Below are 20,477 nucleotides of genomic sequence, written 5' to 3'. Positions count from 1 at the left end.
TCTCACCGGTCATCCGCCGGCGAACGGCGGCAGGACGTCCACCACCGCGCCGGGCGTGAGCACCAACGCGCGGTCCCGGGTGCTGGTTCCGTCGACCAGGAACGAGCAGGCGGTGAGCACCTTCTCCAGCCGCTCGCCGTGGGCGTCGACGATCTGGCCGACCAGCTCCTGCAGCGTGCCGGCCTCCCGGGTCTCGGTGTCCACCCCGACCGCGGCGCGTGCGCCGGCGAAGTACCTGACGGTGACCATGCCCATCGGTTCGCCTCCTCGGTCGTCCCGCTCCTCGCTCGCAGAGCTCGCTGCGATGCTCGCTCCCGGTCGGCTCACGGTGCTCAGCCCCCGATCGCGGACATCGGACGGGAGGGCTGCAGGAAGCTCGGGTCGTCGATGCCGTGCCCGGGCAGCTTGGTCAGCGTGGCGATCCGCCAGCGGTCGGCGATCTCCTGGTCGCTGGCGCCCTCGCGCAGCGGCGTGCGCAGGTCGGACTCCTCGCGGGCGAACAGGCAGTTGCGGATCTGCCCGTCGGCGGTGAGCCGGGTGCGGTCGCAGGCACCGCAGAAGGACCGGGTGACCGAGGCGATGACGCCGACGGTGAGGCCGGTGCCGTCGACCAGCCAGCGCTCGGCCGGCGCGGCGCCGCGCTCCTCGACGTCGGGCACCAGGGTGTGCGTGGCGGTGAGCTTGGCCAGGATGTCCTCGGCGGTGACCATCTCGCTGCGGGTCCAGGCGTGGTGGGCGTCCAGCGGCATCTGCTCGATGAAGCGCAGCTCGTAGCCGTGCTCGAGGCAGTACTCCAGCAGCGGGACGGCGTCGTCCTCGTTGATGCCCTTCAGCAGCACCGTGTTGATCTTCACGGGGGTCAGGCCGGCGTCCTTGGCCGCCTTCAGCCCGGCGAGGACGTCGGGCAGCCGGTCGCGGTACGTGAGCTGCTTGAACCGGTCGCGGTCCAGCGTGTCCAGGCTGACGTTGATCCGGTCCAGGCCCGCGGCGGCCAGCGCCGGCGCCATCCGGGACAGACCGACGGCGTTGGTGGTGAGGCTCACCTCGGGGCGCGGGAGCAGCGCGGTCGCGGCGGCCACGATGCCGGGCAGGCCCGGGCGGAGCAGGGGCTCACCGCCGGTGAACCGGACCTCGCGGATGCCGAGGTGCTCGACGCCGATGCGGACGAGCCGGGCGACCTCCTCGTCGGTGAGCTGCTCGACCTTGGGCAGCCACTGCAGGCCCTCGGGGGGCATGCAGTAGGTGCAGCGCAGGTTGCAGCGGTCGGTGAGGGAGACGCGCAGGTCGGTCGCCGTGCGGCCGTGCCGGTCGACCAGCCCGCCGGTGCCCGCGGCGACCGGGACGAGCTGCGGGCGCAGCTGCGGGTCCGGGAGCGGGCTGGAGGTCGTCACAGCCCGAATGTAGTGCGCGATCGGGTGCCGGGTCGGGCGGCGGTCCGCGGTCCTCCCGGCGGAGTGGCGCGCCGGCGTCCCCGGACCGATCCTGTGCCGACACACCGGGCCCGCCCCGCCACCGGAGGCGGCCGCGGCCCTGTCGGCGAGAGGGGCCCAGCCCGTGCCTGGAGACACCGGGGCGGACGCCGTGGCCTGCCGGCGGTGCGGCCACGAGTACCCCGCCCACGGACCGGTCTGCTCGGCCCCGGCCCCGGACGACACGTGGTGTGGCTGCCGCGGGTTCCGCTGGGTCGACCCACGGGCCGCGGCCGACCTGCTCGGCTACCACCGGCCGGTGCGGCACCCCTGACGCGCCGGGACGCCGGGGGCGGTGGCCCCCGGCGTCCCGGAGTCGAGCAGTGGGGTCGAGCGGTGGAGTGCGGGTCAGCCGATCGGGACGGGGTTCGTCGGGTCCGGCGGCACCGGCAGCGAGCCCTGGACGCGGTTGCGGGCCTGGCAGTCACTGGTGCAGTTGGTCGCCCCGGCGGACAGCTCGATCGCGTCCTCGCCGAGCACGCCGCCCATCCGCCCGCCCGAGGCCACCGACCAGCGGCTGACCGTCGCGGTCTGGGCGAGCTTGGTGGCCACCTGCGGGCTGTCCTTGCCCAGCAGCATCTGGTGCGTGGCGTCGGCGTCCACGCCGTTGCCGAGGTTGACCTTCCCGGTGAACTCGTTGACGAAGTAGAAGAGGCCGGTGCCCAGGGTGTGCACGAACTCGACGGGCGCGCCGAACTCCTGCTCCATCTGGAAGATGCCGCCCTGCGCGGCGTCCTTGGCCTGCACCTTCAGCTTCCCGGCGGCGGTGGAGAAGGTGACCACGAGCGTGTCGTCGCGCAGCCGCAGCTCCTCGATGCGCACGCCGGAGCGCTGTGCCGCGGTGAGCACCGGGACCTTGGAGGCGAAGACGACGGTGGGGGTGGTCACCATCCGCTCCGGGCTCGCCGCGCCGGTGAGCGTGTAGTCGTAGACGCCCAGCGTCGTCGGGTCGATGCGGAAGCCGACGTTGCTACCGGTGACCAGGACCGGGCTCGTCGGGGCGACACCGCTGACCCGGAAGTCCTTGCCGGCGGCCGGGTTCGAGGTGCGGCCGTTCACCGTGACGGCGAAGTCGCCGGTCACCGCGCCGCCGCCACCGCCGTCCTCGGTCACGCCGCCGTCGTCACCGCCCTTGGCCTGGGCGACGCCGGGGACGAGCAGGACGGCGGTGCCGAGGGCGAGCGCGGCGAGCAGGCGTCGGGGGGTGCGGACGGACACAGGCGGGCCTCCTGGTTGTGGTCACCGCGCGTGTGCAGCGGCTCACACATTGATCCATGAACGTTCATGGATGTCCAGCTCCTGGCCGTGTCGCGGGTCAGCGGTCCGCGGTCAGCGCCAGGAGCACCACGTCGTCCTCGGCGTGGCCGGCGACCAGTCCCAGCAGGTGGTCGCACAGCTCGTGCGGCCGGCCGCCGGCACGGAGGTGCTCCCGGACGGTGGCCACCAGCCACTCCTGGCCGGCGTCCAGGTCGCTCCGGCGCCGCTCGATGAGGCCGTCGGTGTAGAGCAGCAGCGTCTCCCCCGGCGCGAGGCGGGTCCGGTGGTCGCTCCGCGTGCGCCCCGGGTCGGCGCCCAGCATGGGCTCCGGCGCGGTGGCGAGGACGTCGACGGTGCCGTCGGCGCGCAGCAGCAGCGGCGCCGGGTGGCCGGCGTTGGCCCACTGCAGGGACGCACCGCCGTCCGGGTGCGGCGTCAGCGTCGCCAGGACCACGGTGGCGTAGACGCCGGCACCGAGGGAGGCCAGCGTGCGGTCGAGCCGGCCGAGGACGTCGGCGGGCGAGGAGGACACGGTGTGCGCGATGCCCCGCAGCACGTTGCGGGTCTGGCCCATCAGCGCGGCCGCGTCCTGGTCGTGGCCACTGACGTCCCCGACCACGACGTGCACCAGCTCCCCGTCGGTCGGGGAGCCGGCCGTGGTCGCGCTGCCGGTGGTGAAGCTGTCGAACCAGTCCCCGCCGATCTGGGCGAGCTGCGCCGCCGGCCGGTACCGCGCGGTGACCGTCGTCCCGGGCCGGGACCGCGGTTCGCTGAGCAGGCTCCGCTGCAGGGCCTCCGACATCTGCACCGCCTGGACGGTGCGCTCCTGCTCGGCCCGGCGTGCCTCGATCCGGCCCACGGCCTGCCCGTACTGCGCGGCCAGCGCCTGCAGGACGTCGACGTCGGCGTCGCTGAAGGCGCGGGGCCGGTCCCAGCAGAAGCTGAGCGCGCCCCGCAGCTCCCCGCCCACCCGCCAGGGGAACCCGACCACCGCCTGCAGCCCCGTGCCGGTGACCACGTCGGCCATCTCCGGGCTGAAGGCCGCCATCGCGGCGGCGTCGGGCAGCAGCACCGGCCGGCCCTCGCGGCTGACCACCGCGGAGTGCAGGCCGCTGTCCAGCGGGATGGTGGAGAACTCCACCAGCGCCGGGGTGTGCGCGGCGGTGATGGTCTGCCGCAGCAGCGCTCCGTCGCGGACGCTGACCGCAGCGAGCACGGCGCCCACGGCCGCCCGGCCGCGCTCGATGAGCACCCGGTCCAGCTCGGCGACCGAGGACGCGCCGGCCATGCCCAGTGCCGTCTCGGCCAGCGCCGCGCGCATCTCGACGGCCCGCCGTTCGGCCGCCCGGGCGTCGCGGACCTCGCCGACCCGGGCCAGCAGCAGCGCCTCCACGGCCTCGGCCCGGGACCGCCACTGCCCCTCGGTGGGTGCGGCCGCCTGCTCCCGCCGCACGTACTCGGTCACCTCGGTGAGCACCTGGACCACCAGCGCCACCTCGTCCCGCGCCTCGTCGACGACCGGGAACGCGACGTGGGACCAGTACCGCTCGGCGATCTCCCCGGTGTGGTCGACGATGTCGTAGCGGGCCACCGGCATCGGGTCCGGCCGCCGGGTCTCCGCGGCCCGGGTGAACGACTGCAGGATGAACGGGGTGCCGTCGACGTCCAGGCTCGCCGGGTCGGGTGGGAACAGCGAGACGATCGGGCGCCCCACCACGTCGGCTCGGCGCAGACCGAACAGGTCCAGGTAGGCGTCGCTGGCGTCCACCACGACCATGTCCGGGGTGACCGCCACGTGCGGTGTGGGCAGGGCGGCGAACAGCCGGGCGTACAGGCGCTCGGCCGCGACGTCGTCAGCCATCCGCCGGCCGGTCCCCGCGCAGGTCGGCCGGCAGGACCGCGGGTCCCGCCTCGGCGGGCCGCGGACGGTCCTCGGCGTGCGCGCGCAGTGCGAGCAGCGCGACGTCGTCCTCGACGTCACCGCCCAGCTCGGCCAGCAGCGCGTCGCACAGCTCGTCCAGCGGCAGGTCCCCGGTCGCCAGGCGCCCGGCGGTGGACCGGAGCAGCTCGGTCCCCTCGTCCAGGGTCGACCCGCGGCGCTCCACCAGCCCGTCGGTGTAGAGCAGGACGGTCGAGCCGGGCACCAGCACGTGGCTGTGGTCGTGCCGCTGCCGGTCGGGGCGGATCCCGAGCAGCAGGTCCACCGGGCGGACCAGCAGCTCGGCGGCGCCGTCGGGGGTGAGCAGCAGCGGCGGCGGGTGCCCGGCGTTGGACCAGCGCAGGGTGCGCAGCCCGGCCCGCGCCTGCTCCTCCGGCTGCTCGACCTTGGCCAGGACGGCGGTCACGAGCGACCCGACGGCCAGGTCGTGCAGGGCGGCGTCCAGTGCGGTGAGCACGGCAGCGGGGGACCCGGCCAGCTGGTGGGCGATCCCCCGCAGCACGTTGCGCACCTGGGCCATGGCCGCGGCGGCCTCCCGGTCGTGGCCGGAGACGTCGCCGACGACGAGCTGGGTGCTGCCGTCGGAGACCTGGAAGGCGTCGTACCAGTCGCCGCCGACCTGCACCCCGCGCGCCGCCGGGACGTACCGGGCGGTGATCTGCAGGTGGTCCGGCTGCACCGGGGTGCCGAGCAGGCTGCGCTGCAGCGCCTCGGACATCTGCCGGGCCGCCGCGGCCGAGCGCCGCTCCGCCTGCCGGCGCAGCAGGCGGTCCAGCGTCTGGGCGCACTGCGCGGCGAAGGCGTTGAGCAGCGCGACGTCGCCGGGGGAGAAGACCTGGGGCGCGTCCCAGCTGACCGTGATGGACCCCAGCGTCGCGGTGCCCAGCCGCAGCGGGACGGCGGCCCAGGCCTCCTTGCCCGCCGTCTCGTAGACCTGGGTCATCTCCGGGGAGAAGGCCAGCCCGGCCGCGCGGTCCCGCAGCAGCACCGGCCGGCCGGTGCGCACCGCGACCGTCGCCGGCAGCCCGCTGTCCATCGGCAGGTCGCTGTACAGGCGCTGGGCCGCGGTGCCCAGCGAGTCGGTGATGTCCAGCCGCAGCCGCGTGCCGGAGGCGTCGACCACCCCGACCGCGCCGCCGTCGGCCCCGAGGGCGGCGACCCCGTGGCTGACCACGATCTCGGTGAGCTGCTCGACGGACTCCGCCCCGGCCAGCTCCAGGGCGACCTCGCCGAGCGCGGCGAGCCGCCGGGAGCTGCGCGCCTCGGCGAGCCGGACCTCGGACAGGTCGAGGGAGCGGGCGGCGAGGTCCTCGCTCAGCGCGCGCGACTCGCGCAGCAGGTCCTCCGCGGCCGCCCGGGCCAGCCGGCCGCGCCGCTCCTCGACGACGATCCGGGTGACGTCCTCGACGGCGTTGAGCAGGCCGGTGGCCCGGCCGTCGGCGCCCAGCAGCGGGATGTTGACCACGCTCCACCACCGGTCCTGGTAGCCCGCGACGGCGCCGTCGGTCTCGACGGCGTAGTCCAGCAACGGCAGCCGGTCGGGCCGTCCGGTCGCCAGCGCACGGCGCATGGAGGTGCCCAGCGCGCTCTGCTCGCTGCGCCCCGAGACGTCGGGGAAGACGTCGAAGACGTACCGCCCGACCACGTAGGGCCGGGCCCGGTCCATCAGCCGCAGGTAGCTGTCCGAGGCGTCGGTGATCACCAGGTCGGTGTCCAGGAGCAGCCCGGCGACGGGGGAGGCGGCGAAGACCGAGCGGTAGTACGCCGCGTCCGCTGCGTACCCGGTCACCTCAGGCAGCCGGGCACAGCGCTGCCCACACGTGCTTGCGGGCACCGGTCACCGCCCACCCGTGCGCGGTGGCCAGGCGGGCGACGAGGTGCAGCCCCAGACCGCCCAGCGCCGGGTCACGGCCCACGGCCGGGACGGGCGGCTGGCCGGGCCGGGCGTCGCTGACGTCGATGAGCCAGCCCCGCCCGCAGCCGTCGACCTGCACCTCGATCGGGCTGCCGCCGTGGCGCAGGCCGTTGGAGGTGAGCTCCTCGAAGGCGAGCAGCAGGCGGTCGACGTCGTCCTCGCCGGCCCCGGTGGGCAGCGGGTGCTCCGACAGGCCGCGGCGCAGCTCCCGGCGGGCCGAGGTGAGCTCCGCCGGGCGGGTGATGCCCCAGGACCACGTCCCCCGGTCGCCGGTGGCCACCGGGAGCGCCCGGTGCGCCCACACGCTGGGCTGGTCGGAGGTCATCTGCTCCTGCTCGTCGGAGGGGTCGCACGCCGGGGACCCGGCCGGACGACCCGTCGAGAGTCCCACCCGCCGACCTGGTCGGCACGTCGGCCGGGCAGCCGCCGGCGGCTGCTAGTTTCGGTGCGCCACCCGAGGACCCGGCGGGCACCCCCGCACTCGCCCGTGGCCAGGAAGCGCGAGAAGCAACAGTTGCCTGCCGTCTTCGCCCCGTACGCCCGGCTGTTCACCGTCCCCGGCACCCGGGCCTTCTCCTCCGCCGGCCTGGTCGCCCGCGTGCCGATGGCCACGGCCGGGCTGGGCACCGTCCTGCTCGTCGAGGGCCAGAGCGGCAGCTACGCCCTCGCCGGCGCGGTCGCCGGCACCAACGCGCTGTCCTTCGCCGTGGGCAGCCCGCAGTGGGCGCGGGCGATGGACCGCCGCGGTCAGGGCCCGGTGGTGCGCGCCACGGCGCTGCTGTCGCTGGCCGGCGGCCTGGCCTTCGTCACCGCGGTGGTCACCGACGCGCCGCACTGGACCTGGTTCGCCCTCGCCGTGTTCGCGGGTCTGTGCTCGGCCAACGTCGGGTCCGTCGTGCGCAGCCGCTGGGCCGACGCCCTGCCCGACCCGGCGCAGCGGCAGACCGCGTTCGCCTTCGAGTCGGTCGCCGACGAGGTCGTCTTCGTGGTCGGGCCGCCGCTGGTCACCTTCCTCGCGGCCCTGGTCGCCCCGCCGCTGGGCTACCTCACCGGCCTGGTCGTGGGGGTCGCCGGCGCGCTGGTGCTCTCCCGGCTGCAGGCCACGGCCCCGGCCGTCGTCCCCCGGGTGGCCGGCCAGGCGCGGCCCGGGGTGCTCAGCCCCGGGCTGGTCGCCATCGCGGTCACCTACCTCGCCGTGGGCATCGTGTTCGGCGCCGTCGACGTCGTGGTCGTGGGCTTCGCCGAGGAGCAGGGCAGCCCGGCCACGGCCGGCGTCGCGCTCTCGGCCTACGCCGCCGGCAGCCTGGTCGCCGGGCTGGTCTACGGCATCGTCCGGCTGCCCGGGTCGCTGGTCGCCCGGTTCCTCGGCACGGCACTGCTGTTCGCGCTCGTCGCCCAGGCGCTGCACCTGGTCGGGTCCCTGCCGGCGCTGATCGGCATCGCGTTCCTGGCCGGGCTCACCATCGCCCCGGTGCTGGTCTCCGGGCTGTCGGTGGTCGAGTCGCGGGTGGCGCGGGCCTCGCTCACCGAGGGGCTGACCTGGACGACGACCGGGCTGACCGTCGGGGTCACCGCCGGGTCGTCGCTGGCCGGTGCGGCGGTCGACCACTGGGGCGCGGAGGCGGCCTTCGCCGTGCCCGCGCTGGGGGCCGCGCTGACCGGTCTGCTCGCCGTGGTCGCCTGGACCGTGCTGCGCCGTCCGGTCGCCGCGCAGGTGCCGGCATGACCCCGGTGGTCCGGGAGCTGACCCGCGACGAGCTGGTCCCGGCCTGGGAGATGGGCCGGCTGGCCTTCGGCGGGCCGGCCGAACCGAACCACGTCGTGCTCCGCACGGTGCCCGGCGTCTCCCGGCTGGGCGCCTTCGACGAGCGCGGCCGGCTGCTCGGCAAGATCGTCGAGCTGCCGCACGAGCACTGGTGGGGCGGGCGCCGGGTGCCGGCGGCCGGGGTGAGCGGCGTCGCGGTCGCGCCGGAGAGCCGCGGCGGCGGGCTGACCCGGGTGCTGCTCGGCGCGGTGCTCGCCCAGGCCCGTGACCGGGGTGCGGCGGTCAGCACGCTGTACCCGACGGTCTCGGCGGTCTACCGCTCCGCGGGCTGGGAGGTCGGCGGCATGCTGCGCTCGGCCGACCTGGACACCGCCTCGCTGCCCCGCCCGCGCGGCGAGGACGGCGTGGAGCTGCGTCCCGGCGGCCCGGACGACCGAGCGGCGGTCACCGACCTCTACGAGCGGCTGGCCCGCGAGCGCGACGGGCTGCTCACCCGGCGCGGCGGCTTCTTCGACGAGCCCGCGCCGGACGCCCCCGACGCGGTGAGCCTGGCCCACGAGGACGGCGTCCTCACCGGTGCGCTGGTGCTGGACCGGGGCCGCGGCTACGGGCCCGACGCCCGGCTCGCCGTGCGTCAGCTGCTGGCCGTCACCCCGGCGGCGGCCCGGGCGCTGGTCGGGGTGCTGGCCGGCTGGCGCACGGTCGCCCGCACCGTGCGCGTGCCGCTGCTGGCCGGCGACGCCGTGTCCGCCGTCCTCCCGCTGGAGCGGGTCACCGACCCCGGGACGACGGCGTGGATGCTGCGGCCGGTCGACGTGGTCCGGGCGGTCGAGGCCCGCGGCTGGCCGGCGCACGTGCGCGGGCGGGTCGCCTTCGCCCTCACCGACGCCCTCGCGCCGTGGAACACCGGCCGCTGGGAGCTGGAGATCTCCGACGGGCAGGGCACACTGGTGCCCGCGCGCAGCGAGCCGGACCTGGTGCTGGACGTGCGGGGCTTCGCCGTCCTGTACTGCGGCGGCACCACCGGGCGGGCCGTGGCCCAGGCCGGGCTGGCCGGTGGGCCGGGTGACCCGGCCGCGCTGGACCTGCTGGCCAGTGGCCCGGCGGCCCAGCTGCTCGACTACTTCTGACCGTGGGCATCCGCCGGGGCCCGGCGGCGTTGCACGATCGACGAGGAACACCCCCGGCCGCAGCCGGGACGAGGGAGAGAGCATGACCACGACCCAGACGCCGAGCGCCCCGCTGCCCGAGGTGCTGTCCCAGGCCGCCCGCCGGCGCACGTTCGCCGTCATCAGCCACCCCGACGCCGGCAAGTCGACGCTGACCGAGGCGCTCGCGCTGCACGCCCGGGTGATCGGCTCGGCCGGTGCCGTGCACGGCAAGGCCGGCCGCCGCGGCACGGTGTCGGACTGGATGGACATGGAGAAGGCCCGCGGCATCTCGATCACCTCCGCGGCGCTGCAGTTCGAGTACCGCGACGCCGTGGTGAACCTGCTGGACACCCCCGGGCACGCCGACTTCTCCGAGGACACCTACCGGGTGCTCACCGCCGTCGACGCCGCGGTGATGCTCATCGACGCCGCCAAGGGCCTCGAGGCGCAGACCATGAAGCTGTTCGCGGTCTGCAAGCACCGCGGCATCCCGGTCATCACCGTGGTCAACAAGTGGGACCGCCCGGGCAAGGACGCGCTCGAGCTGATGGACGAGGTCAGCCAGCGCACCGGCCTGGTGCCCACCCCGCTGACCTGGCCGGTCGGCATCTCCGGTGACTTCCGCGGCGTGCTGGACCGCCGCGACGGCACCTACCACCGCTTCACCCGCACCGCCGGTGGCGCCACCATCGCCCCCGAGGAGGTGCTGCCCGCCGCGGCGGCGCTGGCCCGCGAGGGCGACGCCTGGACGACCGCGGTGGAAGAGAGCGAGCTGCTGGACGTCTCTGAGGCCGACCACGACCAGGCCCGGTTCCTGGCCGGGGAGACCACGCCGGTCATCTTCGCCTCGGCGGTGTCCAACTTCGGCGTCGGTGCGCTGCTGGACGTCCTGGTCGACCTGGCACCCGCCCCCACCCCGCGTCCGGACGCCGAGGGCGCCGCCCGCCCGGTCGAGGCGCCGTTCAGCGCGTTCGTGTTCAAGGTGCAGTCGGGCATGGACGCCGCGCACCGCGACCGGCTGGCCTACATCCGGATCGCCTCCGGGGTGTTCGAGCGCGGCATGGTCGTGACCCACTCGACCACCGGCCGGCCCTTCGCCACCAAGTACGCCCAGCACGTGTTCGGCCGTGACCGGGAGAGCGTCGACGTGGCCTACCCCGGCGACGTCGTGGGCCTGGTCAACGCCAACGCGCTGCACGTCGGCGACACCCTCTACGCCGACGCCAAGGTGACCTACCCGCCGCTGACCACCTTCGCCCCCGAGCACTTCGCGGTGGTGCGCGGCAAGGACACCGCCAAGTTCAAGCAGTTCCGCCGCGGCATCGGCCAGCTGAACTCCGAGGGCGTGGCCCAGGTGCTGCGCTCGGACCGCCGCGGGGACGCCTCGCCGGTGCTCGCCGTCGTCGGGCCGATGCAGTTCGAGGTCGCCGTCCACCGGATGGAGCAGGAGTTCGGGGCGCCCGTGTCCCTGGACAACCTGCCGTACACGATCGCGGTGCGCACGGACGCCGCGTCCGCGCCGGCCGTCGCCGCCGCCCGCGGTGTCGAGGTGCTCCAGCGCGAGGACGGGGAGCTGCTGGCGCTGTTCATGGACAAGTGGGACCTGCGCACGCTGCAGCAGCGCAACCCCGAGCTCACTCTCGAGCCGATGGTCGCCGCCCAGCTCTGATCGGCGGTGATGGAGTCCCAGCGCTGCGTTTTCCGCGCCCTGGGACTCCAAGACGGCGCGTGAGATGGCTCGCGGGTAGCAACCGTCTCCCGCGGGTAGGTGCCCTGCAGGTCGGCGTGCCACCTCCGGGTGTCTGCGCGCCGCCGCACCGCACGCAGTCGACAGGAAGAAGAGCTCCATGGCCACCGTGCCCACCATCACCCTGAACAACGGCGTCGAGATCCCCCAGCTGGGCTTCGGCGTCTACCAGGTCAAGCCGGAGGAGACCGCGCAGGCGGTGCAGACGGCCCTCGAGGTCGGCTACCGGCACATCGACACCGCCGAGATGTACGGCAACGAGAAGGGCGTCGGCGAGGGCATCCGCAACTCCGGGGTCCCGCGCGAGGAGGTCTTCATCACCTCCAAGCTCAACAACGGCTTCCACGCCCACGACGACGCGCTGCGCGCCTTCGACGGCACGCTGGAGGCCCTCGGCTTCGACGACGTCGACCTGTTCCTCATCCACTGGCCGCTGCCGGGCATCGACGTCGACTACGTCGAGACCTGGAAGGCCATGGAGGAGATCTACCGCTCCGGCCGCGCCAAGTCGATCGGCGTCTCGAACTTCCAGGCCCACCACCTGCGCAAGCTGCACGGCGAGACCGAGGTCGTCCCGGCGGTGAACCAGATCGAGGTGCACCCCTACCTCGCCCAGGACGAGCTGCGCGCGTTCAACGCCCAGCACCAGATCGCCACCGAGGCCTGGTCGCCCATCGCCCAGGGCAAGGTCCTCGACGACCCGGCGATCCTGCGGGTGGCCGAGCGCTACGGCAAGACCGCCTCGCAGGTCACGCTGCGCTGGCACGTCCAGCGCGGCGACATCGTCTTCCCGAAGTCGGTCACCCGCAGCCGCGTCGAGGAGAACTTCGCCATCTTCGACTTCGAGCTCAGCGAGGACGACCTGCGCGAGATCACCGCCCTCGACCGCAACGAGCGCACCGGCCCCGACCCGGACACGTTCAACTACATCCCCGAGTGATGTGACGGAGTGGATCCGGTGGCGTGACGCCGACGGATCCACTCCGCACACCCGGTCACGTCGCGGCCGTCGTCCTCACGGACGGCGGCCGCTGTCGTGGTCGGGGGAGGTGGGCTCAGGCGGGGTGCCGTCCTCGAGCACTGTGCGCCTGGTGCCCAGTCGGCGGCCGGACCGGGCACTGGCCGCACAGCTCGCTCAGCCGCCCTCCTGCGGGGCCGGCCGCGAACTCGCGGGTGGTGAGAACAAGAGCGTGCTCCGTCAGTCCTCGGTGACGAAGTCGATGAGCTCCTCGACGCGGCCGATGAGCACCGGCTCCAGGTCGGTCCACTGGTTGACCCGGGCGAGGATCCGCTGCGCCCAGACGTAGCCGGTGTCGTCCTCCCAGCCCAGGCGCCGGCAGACCCCGGTCTTCCAGTCCTCGCCCTTCGGCACCGTCGGCCACGCCTTGATGCCGACGACGGAGGGCTTCACGGCCTGCCAGATGTCGATGAACGGGTGCCCGACCACGAGCGAGTGGGCACCGGTGACCTGCTGGGCGATGCGGGTCTCCTTGGAGCCGGTCACCAGGTGGTCGACGAGCACGCCCAGGCGCCGTCCCGACTGGGGCTTGAAGTCGCGCACGATGCCCGGCAGGTCGTCGACGCCGTGCAGCGGCTCCACGACGACGCCCTCGATGCGCAGGTCGTGGCCCCAGACCTTCTCCACCAGCTCGGCGTCGTGCTTGCCCTCGACGTAGATGCGGCCCTCGCGGGCGACCCGGGCCCGCGCGCCGACGACGTACGTCGAGCCCGAGGCGCTGCGCTGCGGGCCGGAGATGGTGTTCACCTTGGGACGCACGAGCACGACCGGCCGCCCGTCGACCCAGAAGCCGGGCCCGAGCGGGTAGGCGCGCACCTTCCCGAAGCGGTCCTCGAGGTGGACGACGTCCTTCTCGCACCGCACGACCGCGCCGACGAACCCGCTGCTGGGGTCCTCGACGACGAGGTCCTTCTCCGCCTCGACCTGCGGGGAGGGCTTCTTCTGCGTGCGCGGGTGGACCAGGTCGTCGTACTGCGAACGGGGAGGCACGTCCCCCATGCTCTTCGCCGTCCGGGCCGGTTCCTGGACGACACGCCCGGACACCGTCCGGGTGGCCGACTCCGCGGCGTGTCCGAGGCGGTCCGTGCCCGGCGCGTCAGTCGCAGGAAGCCCGCGTTGACCAGCCCAGATCTACCCAGCGTGACCGCACGTGCGGACGACACGCCCTAGCACGGCCCGTGTTGATCATGAACTGGCTGTTTCCGGATCCGTCTGACGGGCACAGAGCGTCATGAGCAACACCGTCCCCCGAGCTGAGGAGCAGCCCCCATGATCGGCACTGACATGCTCGACCGCGTCATCGGCGCAGACGTCTACGACAACGACGGCGACAAGATCGGCACCGCCTCCGAGGTCTTCCTCGACGACCAGTCCGGCAACCCGGAGTGGGTCACGGTCAAGACCGGCCTGTTCGGCTCCAAGGAGACCTTCGTCCCCCTGCGTGACGCCGACCTGACCGGCAACGGCGTGCGCGTCCCGGTGAGCAAGGCCGCCGTCAAGGACGCCCCGAAGATCGACCAGGACGGTCACCTGTCGCCGGAGGAGGAGAGCGCCCTCTACCGGCACTACTCCCTCAGCGACTCGACGACCACCACGACGACGGACACCACGACGTCGAACACCTCCGGCTTCGCCGGCACCTCGGGCATCGACACCGACCGCGACCGCACCACCGGTACCGCGGGCATCGACACCGACCGCACCGCGGGCTTCCAGGAGACCAACCAGCACGGCACCGTGGGCCACGACACCTCCGGCCCCACCACGGACGACGCGATGACGCTGTCCGAGGAGCGCCTCAACGTCGGCACCCAGCGTGTCGAGGCCGGCCGTGCGCGGCTCCGCAAGTACGTCGTGACCGAGAACGTCACGCAGACCGTCCCCGTGTCGCACGAGGAGGTCACGATCCAGCGCGAGCCGATCACCGACGCCAACCGCGGCGCCGCCTATGACGGCCCCGCCATCTCGGAGGAGGAGCACGAGGTCGTGCTCCACGCCGAGCAGCCCGTGGTCGCCAAGGAGGCCGTGCCGGTCGAGCGCGTGCGCCTGGGCACCGAGACGGTGACCGAGCAGCAGCAGGTCACCGACACGGTCCGCAAGGAGCAGGTCGACACCGACGGCATCACCACCGGCCGCAACGCCGGCACCACCGGTGACGACCGCAGCCTGGCCGACAAGGCCAAGGACGCCCTGGGTCGGAACGACAACCGCTGACCCACCCCGCACCGCACACAGCGCCCGCCCCGGTCCACCGGGGCGGGCGCTGTGCTGTCTGCCCAACGGACACGCGGATGTCTCTGACCCGACCATCTCAGCCACGGCGGCTCAGGACACTGTGCCGGACCGAGCGATCACGCGGCGCGGGCTGCGAAGGCCCGCGCCGTTCCCGACCCCGGCCGGTGACCCGCGGGTCAGGCCTCGGCGAAGGGCGCGTGGTCGCCGGGCCGGGGCATCGCCGGCGCGACGACCTCCTCCTCGATCACGTCGGCGGCCGCCCCCACGATCAGCGGGTCGGGGACGCCGACGGCGTCGTGGTCCTTGCCGTCGTAGTCGAAGCGGGCCAGCACGTGGCGCAGGGCGGCCAGCCGGGCGCGCTTCTTGTCGTTGCTCTTGATCACCGTCCACGGGGCGTGCTCGGTGTCGGTGTGCACGAACATCGCCTCCTTCGCGTCGGTGTAGGCGTCCCACTTGTCCAGGCTGGCCAGGTCGGTGGGGGAGAGCTTCCACTGCCGCACCGGGTCGATCTGCCGCACGATGAACCGGCTGCGCTGCTCACCCCGGGTCACCGAGAACCAGAACTTGACCAGCTGGATGCCGCTGTCGACGAGCATCCGCTCGAACTCCGGCGCCTGGCGCATGAACAGCAGGTACTCGTCGGCCGTGCAGTAGCCCATCACCCGCTCGACGCCGGCGCGGTTGTACCAGGAGCGGTCGAACATGACGATCTCGCCCGCGGCCGGCAGGTGCTGCACGTAGCGCTGGAAGTACCACTGCGTCCGCTCGCGCTCGTTGGGCTTGTCGAGTGCGATCGTGCGGGTGCCGCGCGGGTTCAGGTGCTCGGTGAAGCGCTTGATCGTGCCGCCCTTGCCCGCGGCGTCGCGGCCCTCGAACACCACCACCAGCTTCTGGCCGGTGTCCTTGACCCAGCCCTGCAGCCTGAGCAGCTCGATCTGCAGCTTGCGCTTCTCGATCTCGTACTCGCGGCGGTGCATCCGCTCGCTGTAGGGGTAGCCCTCGCGCCAGGTGTCGACCCGGTTGCCCTGGGGGTCGAACAGCTCGCGGTCGTCGTCCCAGTCCTCGTCGGAGTTCTCGTCGGGCAGGGCGTTGAGCCGCCACTCCGACAGGTCGAGGACGGGGGACGGCGTGCCCTCGGGGACGCTGTGGCGCACGTGCTGGGTCACTGGGTCTCCGTGCATCAGAGGGGCTGCTGACTGCGATCCTGCCTGCGCGCGGCGGCCTCCGCCTCCTCCAGGCTGCCGCCGTGCTCGAGGACCTCCCGGCTGGCGGGCACCCCGCGGGAGTCGATGACCGAGCCCGCGCCCACGCGCAGCGGCACGTCGTGCTCCTGGCCGTCGTCGGGGACCGCGTCGGAGGCCCTCGGCGCCTGCCGGACGGCGCGGAACAGGGCCGCGGCCAGCCCGACCATGACGACGGTCATGACCACCGCGGAGACGGCGGTGGGCGGGGCGGTGGTCAGCAGGTAGGCGACGGCGGCGACGACCGCGGCGGCGGGCAGCGTGACGATCCAGGCGATGGCCAGGTGGCCGAAGACCCTCCAGTTCACCGTCGCCCCGCGGTTGGTCGCGCCCACGCCGGTGACCGCGCCGGCCACCGTGTGCGTGGTGGACACCGGTGCGCCCAGCGCGGTGGAGCCGAAGAGGGCGATGGCGGCGCTGGTCTCGGCGGCGAACCCGCTCACCGGGCGCAGCTGGGTGATGCTCGACCCCATGGTGCGCACCAGCCGCCAGCCACCGGACATCGTGCCGGCCGCGATGGCGGCGTAGGCCGCCAGCGCGACCCAGTCCGGGATGGGCAGCTTGCCGTCGGCAGCGGCCTGCAGGTGCCCGGTGCTGACCAGCAGCGCGGCGATCACGCCCATCGTCTTCTGCGCGTCGTTGCCACCGTGGGCCAGCGACACCGCGGCGGAGGAGACGAGCTGCAGCCCGCGGAAGCGGCGCTCCGTGCGCTCGACGTCGGCCCGGCGCAGCAGCACGCCCAGCAGCGCCATCACGACCGAGCCGATGACCAGCCCGGCGATGGGAGAGACGACGATGAACATCGCCGTCTTCGACACGCTCTCGCCCTTGATCGCGGAGATGCCGCCAGCAGTCATCCCGGCGCCCACCAGCCCGCCGACCAGCGCGTGCGAGGACGACGTGGGCAGCCCCAGGTGCCAGGAGGTGAAGTTCCAGACCACCGCGCCGAGGAGCGCGGAGAAGACGACGGCCGGCCCGAAGTACTCGAGGTCGACGGTGCCCCCGACCGTGTTGGCCACCGCGGTGCCGACCAGGAAGAAGGCGACGAAGTTCCACCCCGCCGCCCACAGCACCGCCCAGCGGGGCTTCAGGACCCGGGTGGCGACGACGGTGGCGATGGCGTTGGCCGCGTCGTGGAAGCCGTTGGTGTAGTCGAAGAGCAGCGCGAGGGCGATCAGCCCGACCAGCGTGACCAGCTCGAGGTCCATGCGCAGCACGGTTCCCCAGCGCAACCACCGGCGTTCCCCGCAGCCGGTGAAGTCTCGGTGAACTCCCTCAGCGTGTCGCGGTCACCGGCGCGCCGGTGCGCAGCCGCTGCAGGTGCCCGATCAGCTCGTCGCCGACCCGGCCCCAGGTGCGGCCGGCCACCGACGGGCGAGCGGCCGCGGCCGCGGCCTGCAGGGCCGTCCGGTCCTCGCGCAGGGCCGCGACCATCGCAGCCAGCACCTGCGGGTCGTCGCCGGCCCACAGCCAGCCGTTCTCCCGGTGCCGCACCAGGTCCAGCGGGCCGCCGGAGGCCGCCACCACGGCCGGCACGCCGGCGGCCAGGGCCTCCTGCACCGCCTGGCAGAACGTCTCGTCGGCGCCCGGGTGCACGAACAGGTCCAGGGAGGCCACCACGGCGCCCAGCTCCGCGCCGCCGAGCTGGCCGAGGAACCGCGCCCGCGGCATCGCCCGGGCCAGCGCCCGGCGCTGCGGGCCGTCGCCCACCACGACGAGCCGCACCCCGGGCAGCTCGCTGAGCGGGGCGAGCAGCTCCAGCCGCTTCTCCACCGCCAGCCGGGCGACCACGCCCACCAGCAGCTCCCCGCCGGGGGCGAGCTCGGCGCGCAGTGCCTCGTCGCGGTGGTCCGGGGAGAACTGCTCGAGGTCCACGCCGCGGGCCCACAGCGCGACCGGGCCGATGCCGTGCCGGGCCAGCTGGACGGCGGTCGCCGAGGACGGCGCGAGGGTGAGGTCCGCCGTCCCGTGCACGGTGCGCAGGTACCGCCAGGCGGCCGCGGGCCCGCCGGGCAACCGGTAGCGCTGGGCGAAGGCGGCCAGGTCGGTCTGGAAGACCGCGACCGACGGCACCCCGAGGCCCCGGGCGGCCCGGGCCGCGGCCAGCCCGAGCACCGCCGGTGACGCCAGGTGGACGACGTCGGGCGCCAGCCGGCGCAGCACCTCGGTCAGGTCGCCGGCCGGGCGGGCCAGGGGGAGCTGGCGGTACCGCGGCAGCCGCATCGAGGGCACCGTCACCACCTCGATCCGCGCTCCGCAGCGGGACTCGTAGCTGCTGCCCGACGGGGCCAGCACCACCGGGTCGTGCCCGCGCACCGCGAGGTGGTCGACCAGCCGCAGCACCGAGTTGACCACCCCGTTGACCGCGGGCAGGAAGGTCTCGGCCACCACGACCACGCGCATGCCGGTGGTCAGCGCGATCGGGACCGACCCCTCACGCAGCACGCACGGTCCCCCGGTGGAGCTGCACCGGCGCCGGCACCCGCGGACGGCGGGGGTGCGCGGCCACCAGCGGCGGACGGGCCTCGGTGACCGCGGCGACGGCGTACTCGGCCAGGGCGGCGAGCTCGTGGCGGTCGGCGCCGGCGGGGTCGAGGGCGGGCAGCAGGTGCACCTCGACGACCAGCCCGCGGGCGGCGAGCACCCGGGCCAGGCTGCGCAGGAACGGCTCGCCGGCCGGCTGCCCGGCCACCGCGGTGCCGGCCCCGCCGTCGACGCGGTACCGGATCGCGACCGGGCAGACGGGGGCGGCGGCGTCCACCGCGGCCTGCAGGAAGGCGGGGGAGAAGCGGCCCAGCTCGACCCCGCAGGACGTCGCGCCCTCCGGGTGCACGCTCACCGTCGCGCCACCCCGCAGCGCGTCGGCGACCTGCCCGACCGCGACCGGCAGCGAGCGCGGCCGGGCGGGGTCGACCAGCACGGCGCCGGCCCGGCGGAGCAGCCCGCCGAGCACCGGCCGGCCGCCCAGCCCGGTCGTGGCCACCGGCAGCCCGGGGACGACGGTGAGCAGGGCCAGGTCGTCGACCCAGGAGACGGAGTTGCTGACCACCAGCAGGCCGGGCCCGCGGTTGGCGCCGGTGCGCGGCCAGGCCACCGGGGACGAGGTGACCGCGACCCGCACGCCGGCCGCGGTGAGCACCCGGGCCGAGGCGCAGGTGAGCAGCCGGCGGCGGCCCCGCGTGCCGGCCAGCGGGGCCCGCAGCGCGGCGACGGCCACCCCGGCCAGGGCGCCGGCCAGGCGCAGCGCGCGGCGGCGGCGGGTGGCGGCGTCCACGGTGGGGCCGGGGTCGGCGGCACACGCCGGGGTGCAGGGGGAGGTGGGCAGCGCCCGCGGCCGGGTGCTGGTCCGTGCGTGGGTCCGTGCCTGGGGCGGGGCAGTGGTCACGTCGACACCTCGGGTGTCGGGGAGCCCCTGGACGAGGCCCGGACGGTCCCCAGGGTGGGCGCGGGAGGTGTCCGCGGGGTGGCGCCCGCCTGGCGGGTCCCCGTCGGGACGGCGAACCCCCGCCCGGGCGTCGCCCGGGCGGGGGACCGGTCAGCCGATCCGCTCGGCGAGCTCCTCGGCGAAGGCGCGCGCGGCGTCGGCCTCAGCGGCGGCGCGGCCGCGCAGGTCGGCCATCGCCGGTACCCGGTCGGCGAGGGTGAGCTGCAGGGTGATCACCGAGACGGTCATCCCGAACGAGCGGCCCAGCACCAGCTCCAGCGGCGGCACGGTGTGGTCCCAGCTGGCCTGCTCGCCCCCGGCGTCGTAGCTGGCGCCCCGGCTGGAGACGACGACGGCGGCCCGGCCGGCCAGCGGGCGGGCCTCGAAGTCGCCGAACGGCACGGTCGTGCCCAGCACGTGCACGTGGTCGACCCAGGCCTTCAGCGTCGAGGGCAGCGACCAGTTGTACATCGGGGCGCCGACCAGCAGGACGTCGGCGGCGAGCAGCTCGTCGAGGTAGCGCTGCTGCCGGGCCTCGGCGGCGGGGTCGACGACCTCACCGGCGGTGCGCAGCCGGGGCGCCCAGTGCAGGGCGGCGTCGGGCAGGTGCGGCGGCGGGTCGGCCTGCAGGTCGCGGGAGGTGACGGTGAAGTCCGGTCCCCGGTCCCGCCAGCCGCGCAGGAAGGCCGCGGTGACCTCCCGGGACGCCGAGCGCCGCGGGTCCGCGGACGAGTCGAGGTGCAGCAGGTGGGGCATCGGGGCCTCCTGGGCTCGGTGGCACGGCGTCGGGGCACCCACCCAAGCAGCTCCCGCCGCAGCGGGCCCGGCGGGGTCGTTCCACGTGGAACCTCAGCGCAGCGGGACGCCGTCCAGGTAGACCCAGCGGCCGCCCTCGCGGACGAACCGGCTGTCCTCCGCCTGGACCCCGGGCACGCCGTCGTCCAGCCGGGAGGCACGGAACGCCACCGTGCCCTCGGCGGCCAGCAGCGACCCGCCCGTGGTGCCCAGCACCTCCAGCCCGGTCCAGCGCACGTCGGGGTCGAGCTCCAGCCGGCCGGGGCGGGTCGAGGAGTGCCAGGTGGCCAGCAGGTACGCCGGGTCGCCGACGGCGAAGGCGCTGTACCGCGAGCGCATGAGCTGCTCGGCCGTGCCGGCGGTCGCCGTCCCGTCGTGCAGGCGGCCGCAGCACCCGTCGTACGTCAGGCCGGTGCCGCACGGGCAACGTCGGGGAGCCACCGGCCCAGTCTCCGTGGCGCGGTGGAGGACGTGCAGGTCGGGGGTGTGAGCGCGCTAACATCCGCAGCCGTTGCAGCGTG

General features: G+C 74.8%; 18 protein-coding genes. 5 read left to right on the top strand and 13 right to left on the bottom strand.

Annotation, left to right across the window (positions count from 1 at the left end; all coding sequences use genetic code 11):
• Positions 1–9: 9 nt before the first annotated feature.
• The 6 genes from KUM42_RS09785 to KUM42_RS09760 all read right to left on the bottom strand — a co-directional run bounded on the left by KUM42_RS09785 (position 10) and on the right by KUM42_RS09760 (position 6,905).
• Positions 10–249, bottom strand: coding sequence for a MoaD/ThiS family protein (locus KUM42_RS09785; protein ID WP_237496577.1), 240 nt, complete (start codon positions 247–249; stop codon positions 10–12).
• An 83-nt stretch (positions 250–332) separates the two neighbouring features.
• Positions 333–1,391, bottom strand: a complete 1,059-nt coding sequence (gene moaA, locus KUM42_RS09780; RefSeq protein ID WP_237496576.1) for a GTP 3',8-cyclase MoaA — start codon at positions 1,389–1,391, stop codon at positions 333–335.
• Between the two features lie 426 nt (positions 1,392–1,817).
• A complete protein-coding gene (locus KUM42_RS09775; RefSeq protein WP_237496575.1) occupies positions 1,818–2,687 on the bottom strand; it encodes a hypothetical protein in 870 nt (289 codons plus the stop codon).
• A gap of 97 nt (positions 2,688–2,784) precedes the next feature.
• Positions 2,785–4,587 (bottom strand): SpoIIE family protein phosphatase, encoded by a 1,803-nt coding sequence (locus tag KUM42_RS09770; protein WP_237496574.1) that lies wholly within the window; start codon positions 4,585–4,587, stop codon positions 2,785–2,787.
• A complete protein-coding gene (locus KUM42_RS09765) occupies positions 4,580–6,454 on the bottom strand; it encodes a SpoIIE family protein phosphatase (RefSeq protein WP_237496573.1) in 1,875 nt (624 codons plus the stop codon). The genes KUM42_RS09770 and KUM42_RS09765 overlap by 8 nt, the downstream gene beginning before the upstream one ends.
• 1 nt (position 6,455) lies before the next feature.
• Positions 6,456–6,905, bottom strand: a complete 450-nt coding sequence (locus tag KUM42_RS09760; RefSeq protein ID WP_237496572.1) for an ATP-binding protein — start codon at positions 6,903–6,905, stop codon at positions 6,456–6,458.
• A gap of 189 nt (positions 6,906–7,094) precedes the next feature.
• Between KUM42_RS09760 and KUM42_RS09755 the strand changes: the two genes are divergently transcribed.
• The 4 genes from KUM42_RS09755 (at position 7,095) to KUM42_RS09740 (ending at position 12,183) form a co-directional block, all read left to right on the top strand.
• The gene (locus tag KUM42_RS09755; RefSeq protein WP_237496571.1) at positions 7,095–8,306 is read left to right on the top strand and encodes an MFS transporter; all 1,212 of its coding nucleotides are present in this window, start codon (positions 7,095–7,097) and stop codon (positions 8,304–8,306) included.
• The gene (gene eis / locus KUM42_RS09750) at positions 8,303–9,475 is read left to right on the top strand and encodes an enhanced intracellular survival protein Eis (protein ID WP_237496570.1); all 1,173 of its coding nucleotides are present in this window, start codon (positions 8,303–8,305) and stop codon (positions 9,473–9,475) included. The genes KUM42_RS09755 and eis overlap by 4 nt, the downstream gene beginning before the upstream one ends.
• 82 nt (positions 9,476–9,557) lie before the next feature.
• The gene (locus KUM42_RS09745) at positions 9,558–11,165 is read left to right on the top strand and encodes a peptide chain release factor 3 (RefSeq protein ID WP_237496569.1); all 1,608 of its coding nucleotides are present in this window, start codon (positions 9,558–9,560) and stop codon (positions 11,163–11,165) included.
• Positions 11,166–11,343: 178 nt separating this feature from the next.
• Positions 11,344–12,183, top strand: a complete 840-nt coding sequence (locus KUM42_RS09740; RefSeq protein WP_237496568.1) for an aldo/keto reductase — start codon at positions 11,344–11,346, stop codon at positions 12,181–12,183.
• Positions 12,184–12,441: 258 nt separating this feature from the next.
• On the opposite strand, the gene KUM42_RS09735 is transcribed toward KUM42_RS09740, so the two are convergent.
• Positions 12,442–13,260 (bottom strand): DUF3097 domain-containing protein, encoded by an 819-nt coding sequence (locus tag KUM42_RS09735; protein ID WP_237496567.1) that lies wholly within the window; start codon positions 13,258–13,260, stop codon positions 12,442–12,444.
• A 270-nt stretch (positions 13,261–13,530) separates the two neighbouring features.
• Here KUM42_RS09735 and KUM42_RS09730 point away from each other — a divergent pair, with 270 nt between their 5' ends.
• On the top strand, positions 13,531–14,475 hold the full coding sequence (locus KUM42_RS09730; RefSeq protein WP_237496566.1) for a PRC and DUF2382 domain-containing protein: 945 nt from the start codon (positions 13,531–13,533) through the stop codon (positions 14,473–14,475).
• Between the two features lie 197 nt (positions 14,476–14,672).
• Here the strand turns inward: KUM42_RS09730 and ppk2 are convergent, their stop codons facing one another.
• From ppk2 to KUM42_RS09700, 6 genes are all read right to left on the bottom strand, one after another.
• Positions 14,673–15,662 carry a polyphosphate kinase 2 gene (gene ppk2 / locus KUM42_RS09725; RefSeq protein ID WP_237496565.1) on the bottom strand — a complete coding sequence of 330 codons (990 nt, stop codon included), beginning with the start codon at positions 15,660–15,662 and terminating at the stop codon, positions 14,673–14,675.
• A gap of 14 nt (positions 15,663–15,676) precedes the next feature.
• The gene (locus KUM42_RS09720; protein WP_237496564.1) at positions 15,677–16,945 is read right to left on the bottom strand and encodes an inorganic phosphate transporter; all 1,269 of its coding nucleotides are present in this window, start codon (positions 16,943–16,945) and stop codon (positions 15,677–15,679) included.
• A 67-nt stretch (positions 16,946–17,012) separates the two neighbouring features.
• Positions 17,013–18,182, bottom strand: a complete 1,170-nt coding sequence (locus KUM42_RS09715) for a glycosyltransferase family 1 protein (RefSeq protein WP_237496563.1) — start codon at positions 18,180–18,182, stop codon at positions 17,013–17,015.
• Positions 18,172–19,122, bottom strand: coding sequence for a 1-acyl-sn-glycerol-3-phosphate acyltransferase (locus KUM42_RS09710; RefSeq protein ID WP_237496562.1), 951 nt, complete (start codon positions 19,120–19,122; stop codon positions 18,172–18,174). The genes KUM42_RS09715 and KUM42_RS09710 overlap by 11 nt, the downstream gene beginning before the upstream one ends.
• A gap of 150 nt (positions 19,123–19,272) precedes the next feature.
• The gene (locus KUM42_RS09705; protein ID WP_237496561.1) at positions 19,273–19,917 is read right to left on the bottom strand and encodes an FMN-dependent NADH-azoreductase; all 645 of its coding nucleotides are present in this window, start codon (positions 19,915–19,917) and stop codon (positions 19,273–19,275) included.
• Positions 19,918–20,010: 93 nt separating this feature from the next.
• The gene (locus KUM42_RS09700; protein WP_237496560.1) at positions 20,011–20,397 is read right to left on the bottom strand and encodes a YchJ family protein; all 387 of its coding nucleotides are present in this window, start codon (positions 20,395–20,397) and stop codon (positions 20,011–20,013) included.
• Between the last annotated feature and the right edge of the window lie 80 nt (positions 20,398–20,477).

The sequence above is a fragment of the Modestobacter sp. L9-4 genome (assembly GCF_019112525.1).
GTDB lineage: Bacteria > Actinomycetota > Actinomycetes > Mycobacteriales > Geodermatophilaceae > Modestobacter.
This window is presented reverse-complemented; position numbering and strand designations above follow the sequence as displayed.

Coding starts and splice junctions, on each gene's coding strand:
- KUM42_RS09785 (WP_237496577.1), bottom strand. CDS start 249: ATGGTCACCGTCAGGTACTTCGCCGGCGCACGCGCCGCGGTCGGGGTG.
- KUM42_RS09770 (WP_237496574.1), bottom strand. CDS start 4,587: ATGGCTGACGACGTCGCGGCCGAGCGCCTGTACGCCCGGCTGTTCGCC.
- KUM42_RS09760 (WP_237496572.1), bottom strand. CDS start 6,905: ATGACCTCCGACCAGCCCAGCGTGTGGGCGCACCGGGCGCTCCCGGTG.
- eis (WP_237496570.1), top strand. CDS start 8,303: ATGACCCCGGTGGTCCGGGAGCTGACCCGCGACGAGCTGGTCCCGGCC.
- KUM42_RS09745 (WP_237496569.1), top strand. CDS start 9,558: ATGACCACGACCCAGACGCCGAGCGCCCCGCTGCCCGAGGTGCTGTCC.
- KUM42_RS09740 (WP_237496568.1), top strand. CDS start 11,344: ATGGCCACCGTGCCCACCATCACCCTGAACAACGGCGTCGAGATCCCC.
- KUM42_RS09735 (WP_237496567.1), bottom strand. CDS start 13,260: ATGGGGGACGTGCCTCCCCGTTCGCAGTACGACGACCTGGTCCACCCG.
- KUM42_RS09730 (WP_237496566.1), top strand. CDS start 13,531: ATGATCGGCACTGACATGCTCGACCGCGTCATCGGCGCAGACGTCTAC.
- KUM42_RS09720 (WP_237496564.1), bottom strand. CDS start 16,945: ATGGACCTCGAGCTGGTCACGCTGGTCGGGCTGATCGCCCTCGCGCTG.
- KUM42_RS09705 (WP_237496561.1), bottom strand. CDS start 19,917: ATGCCCCACCTGCTGCACCTCGACTCGTCCGCGGACCCGCGGCGCTCG.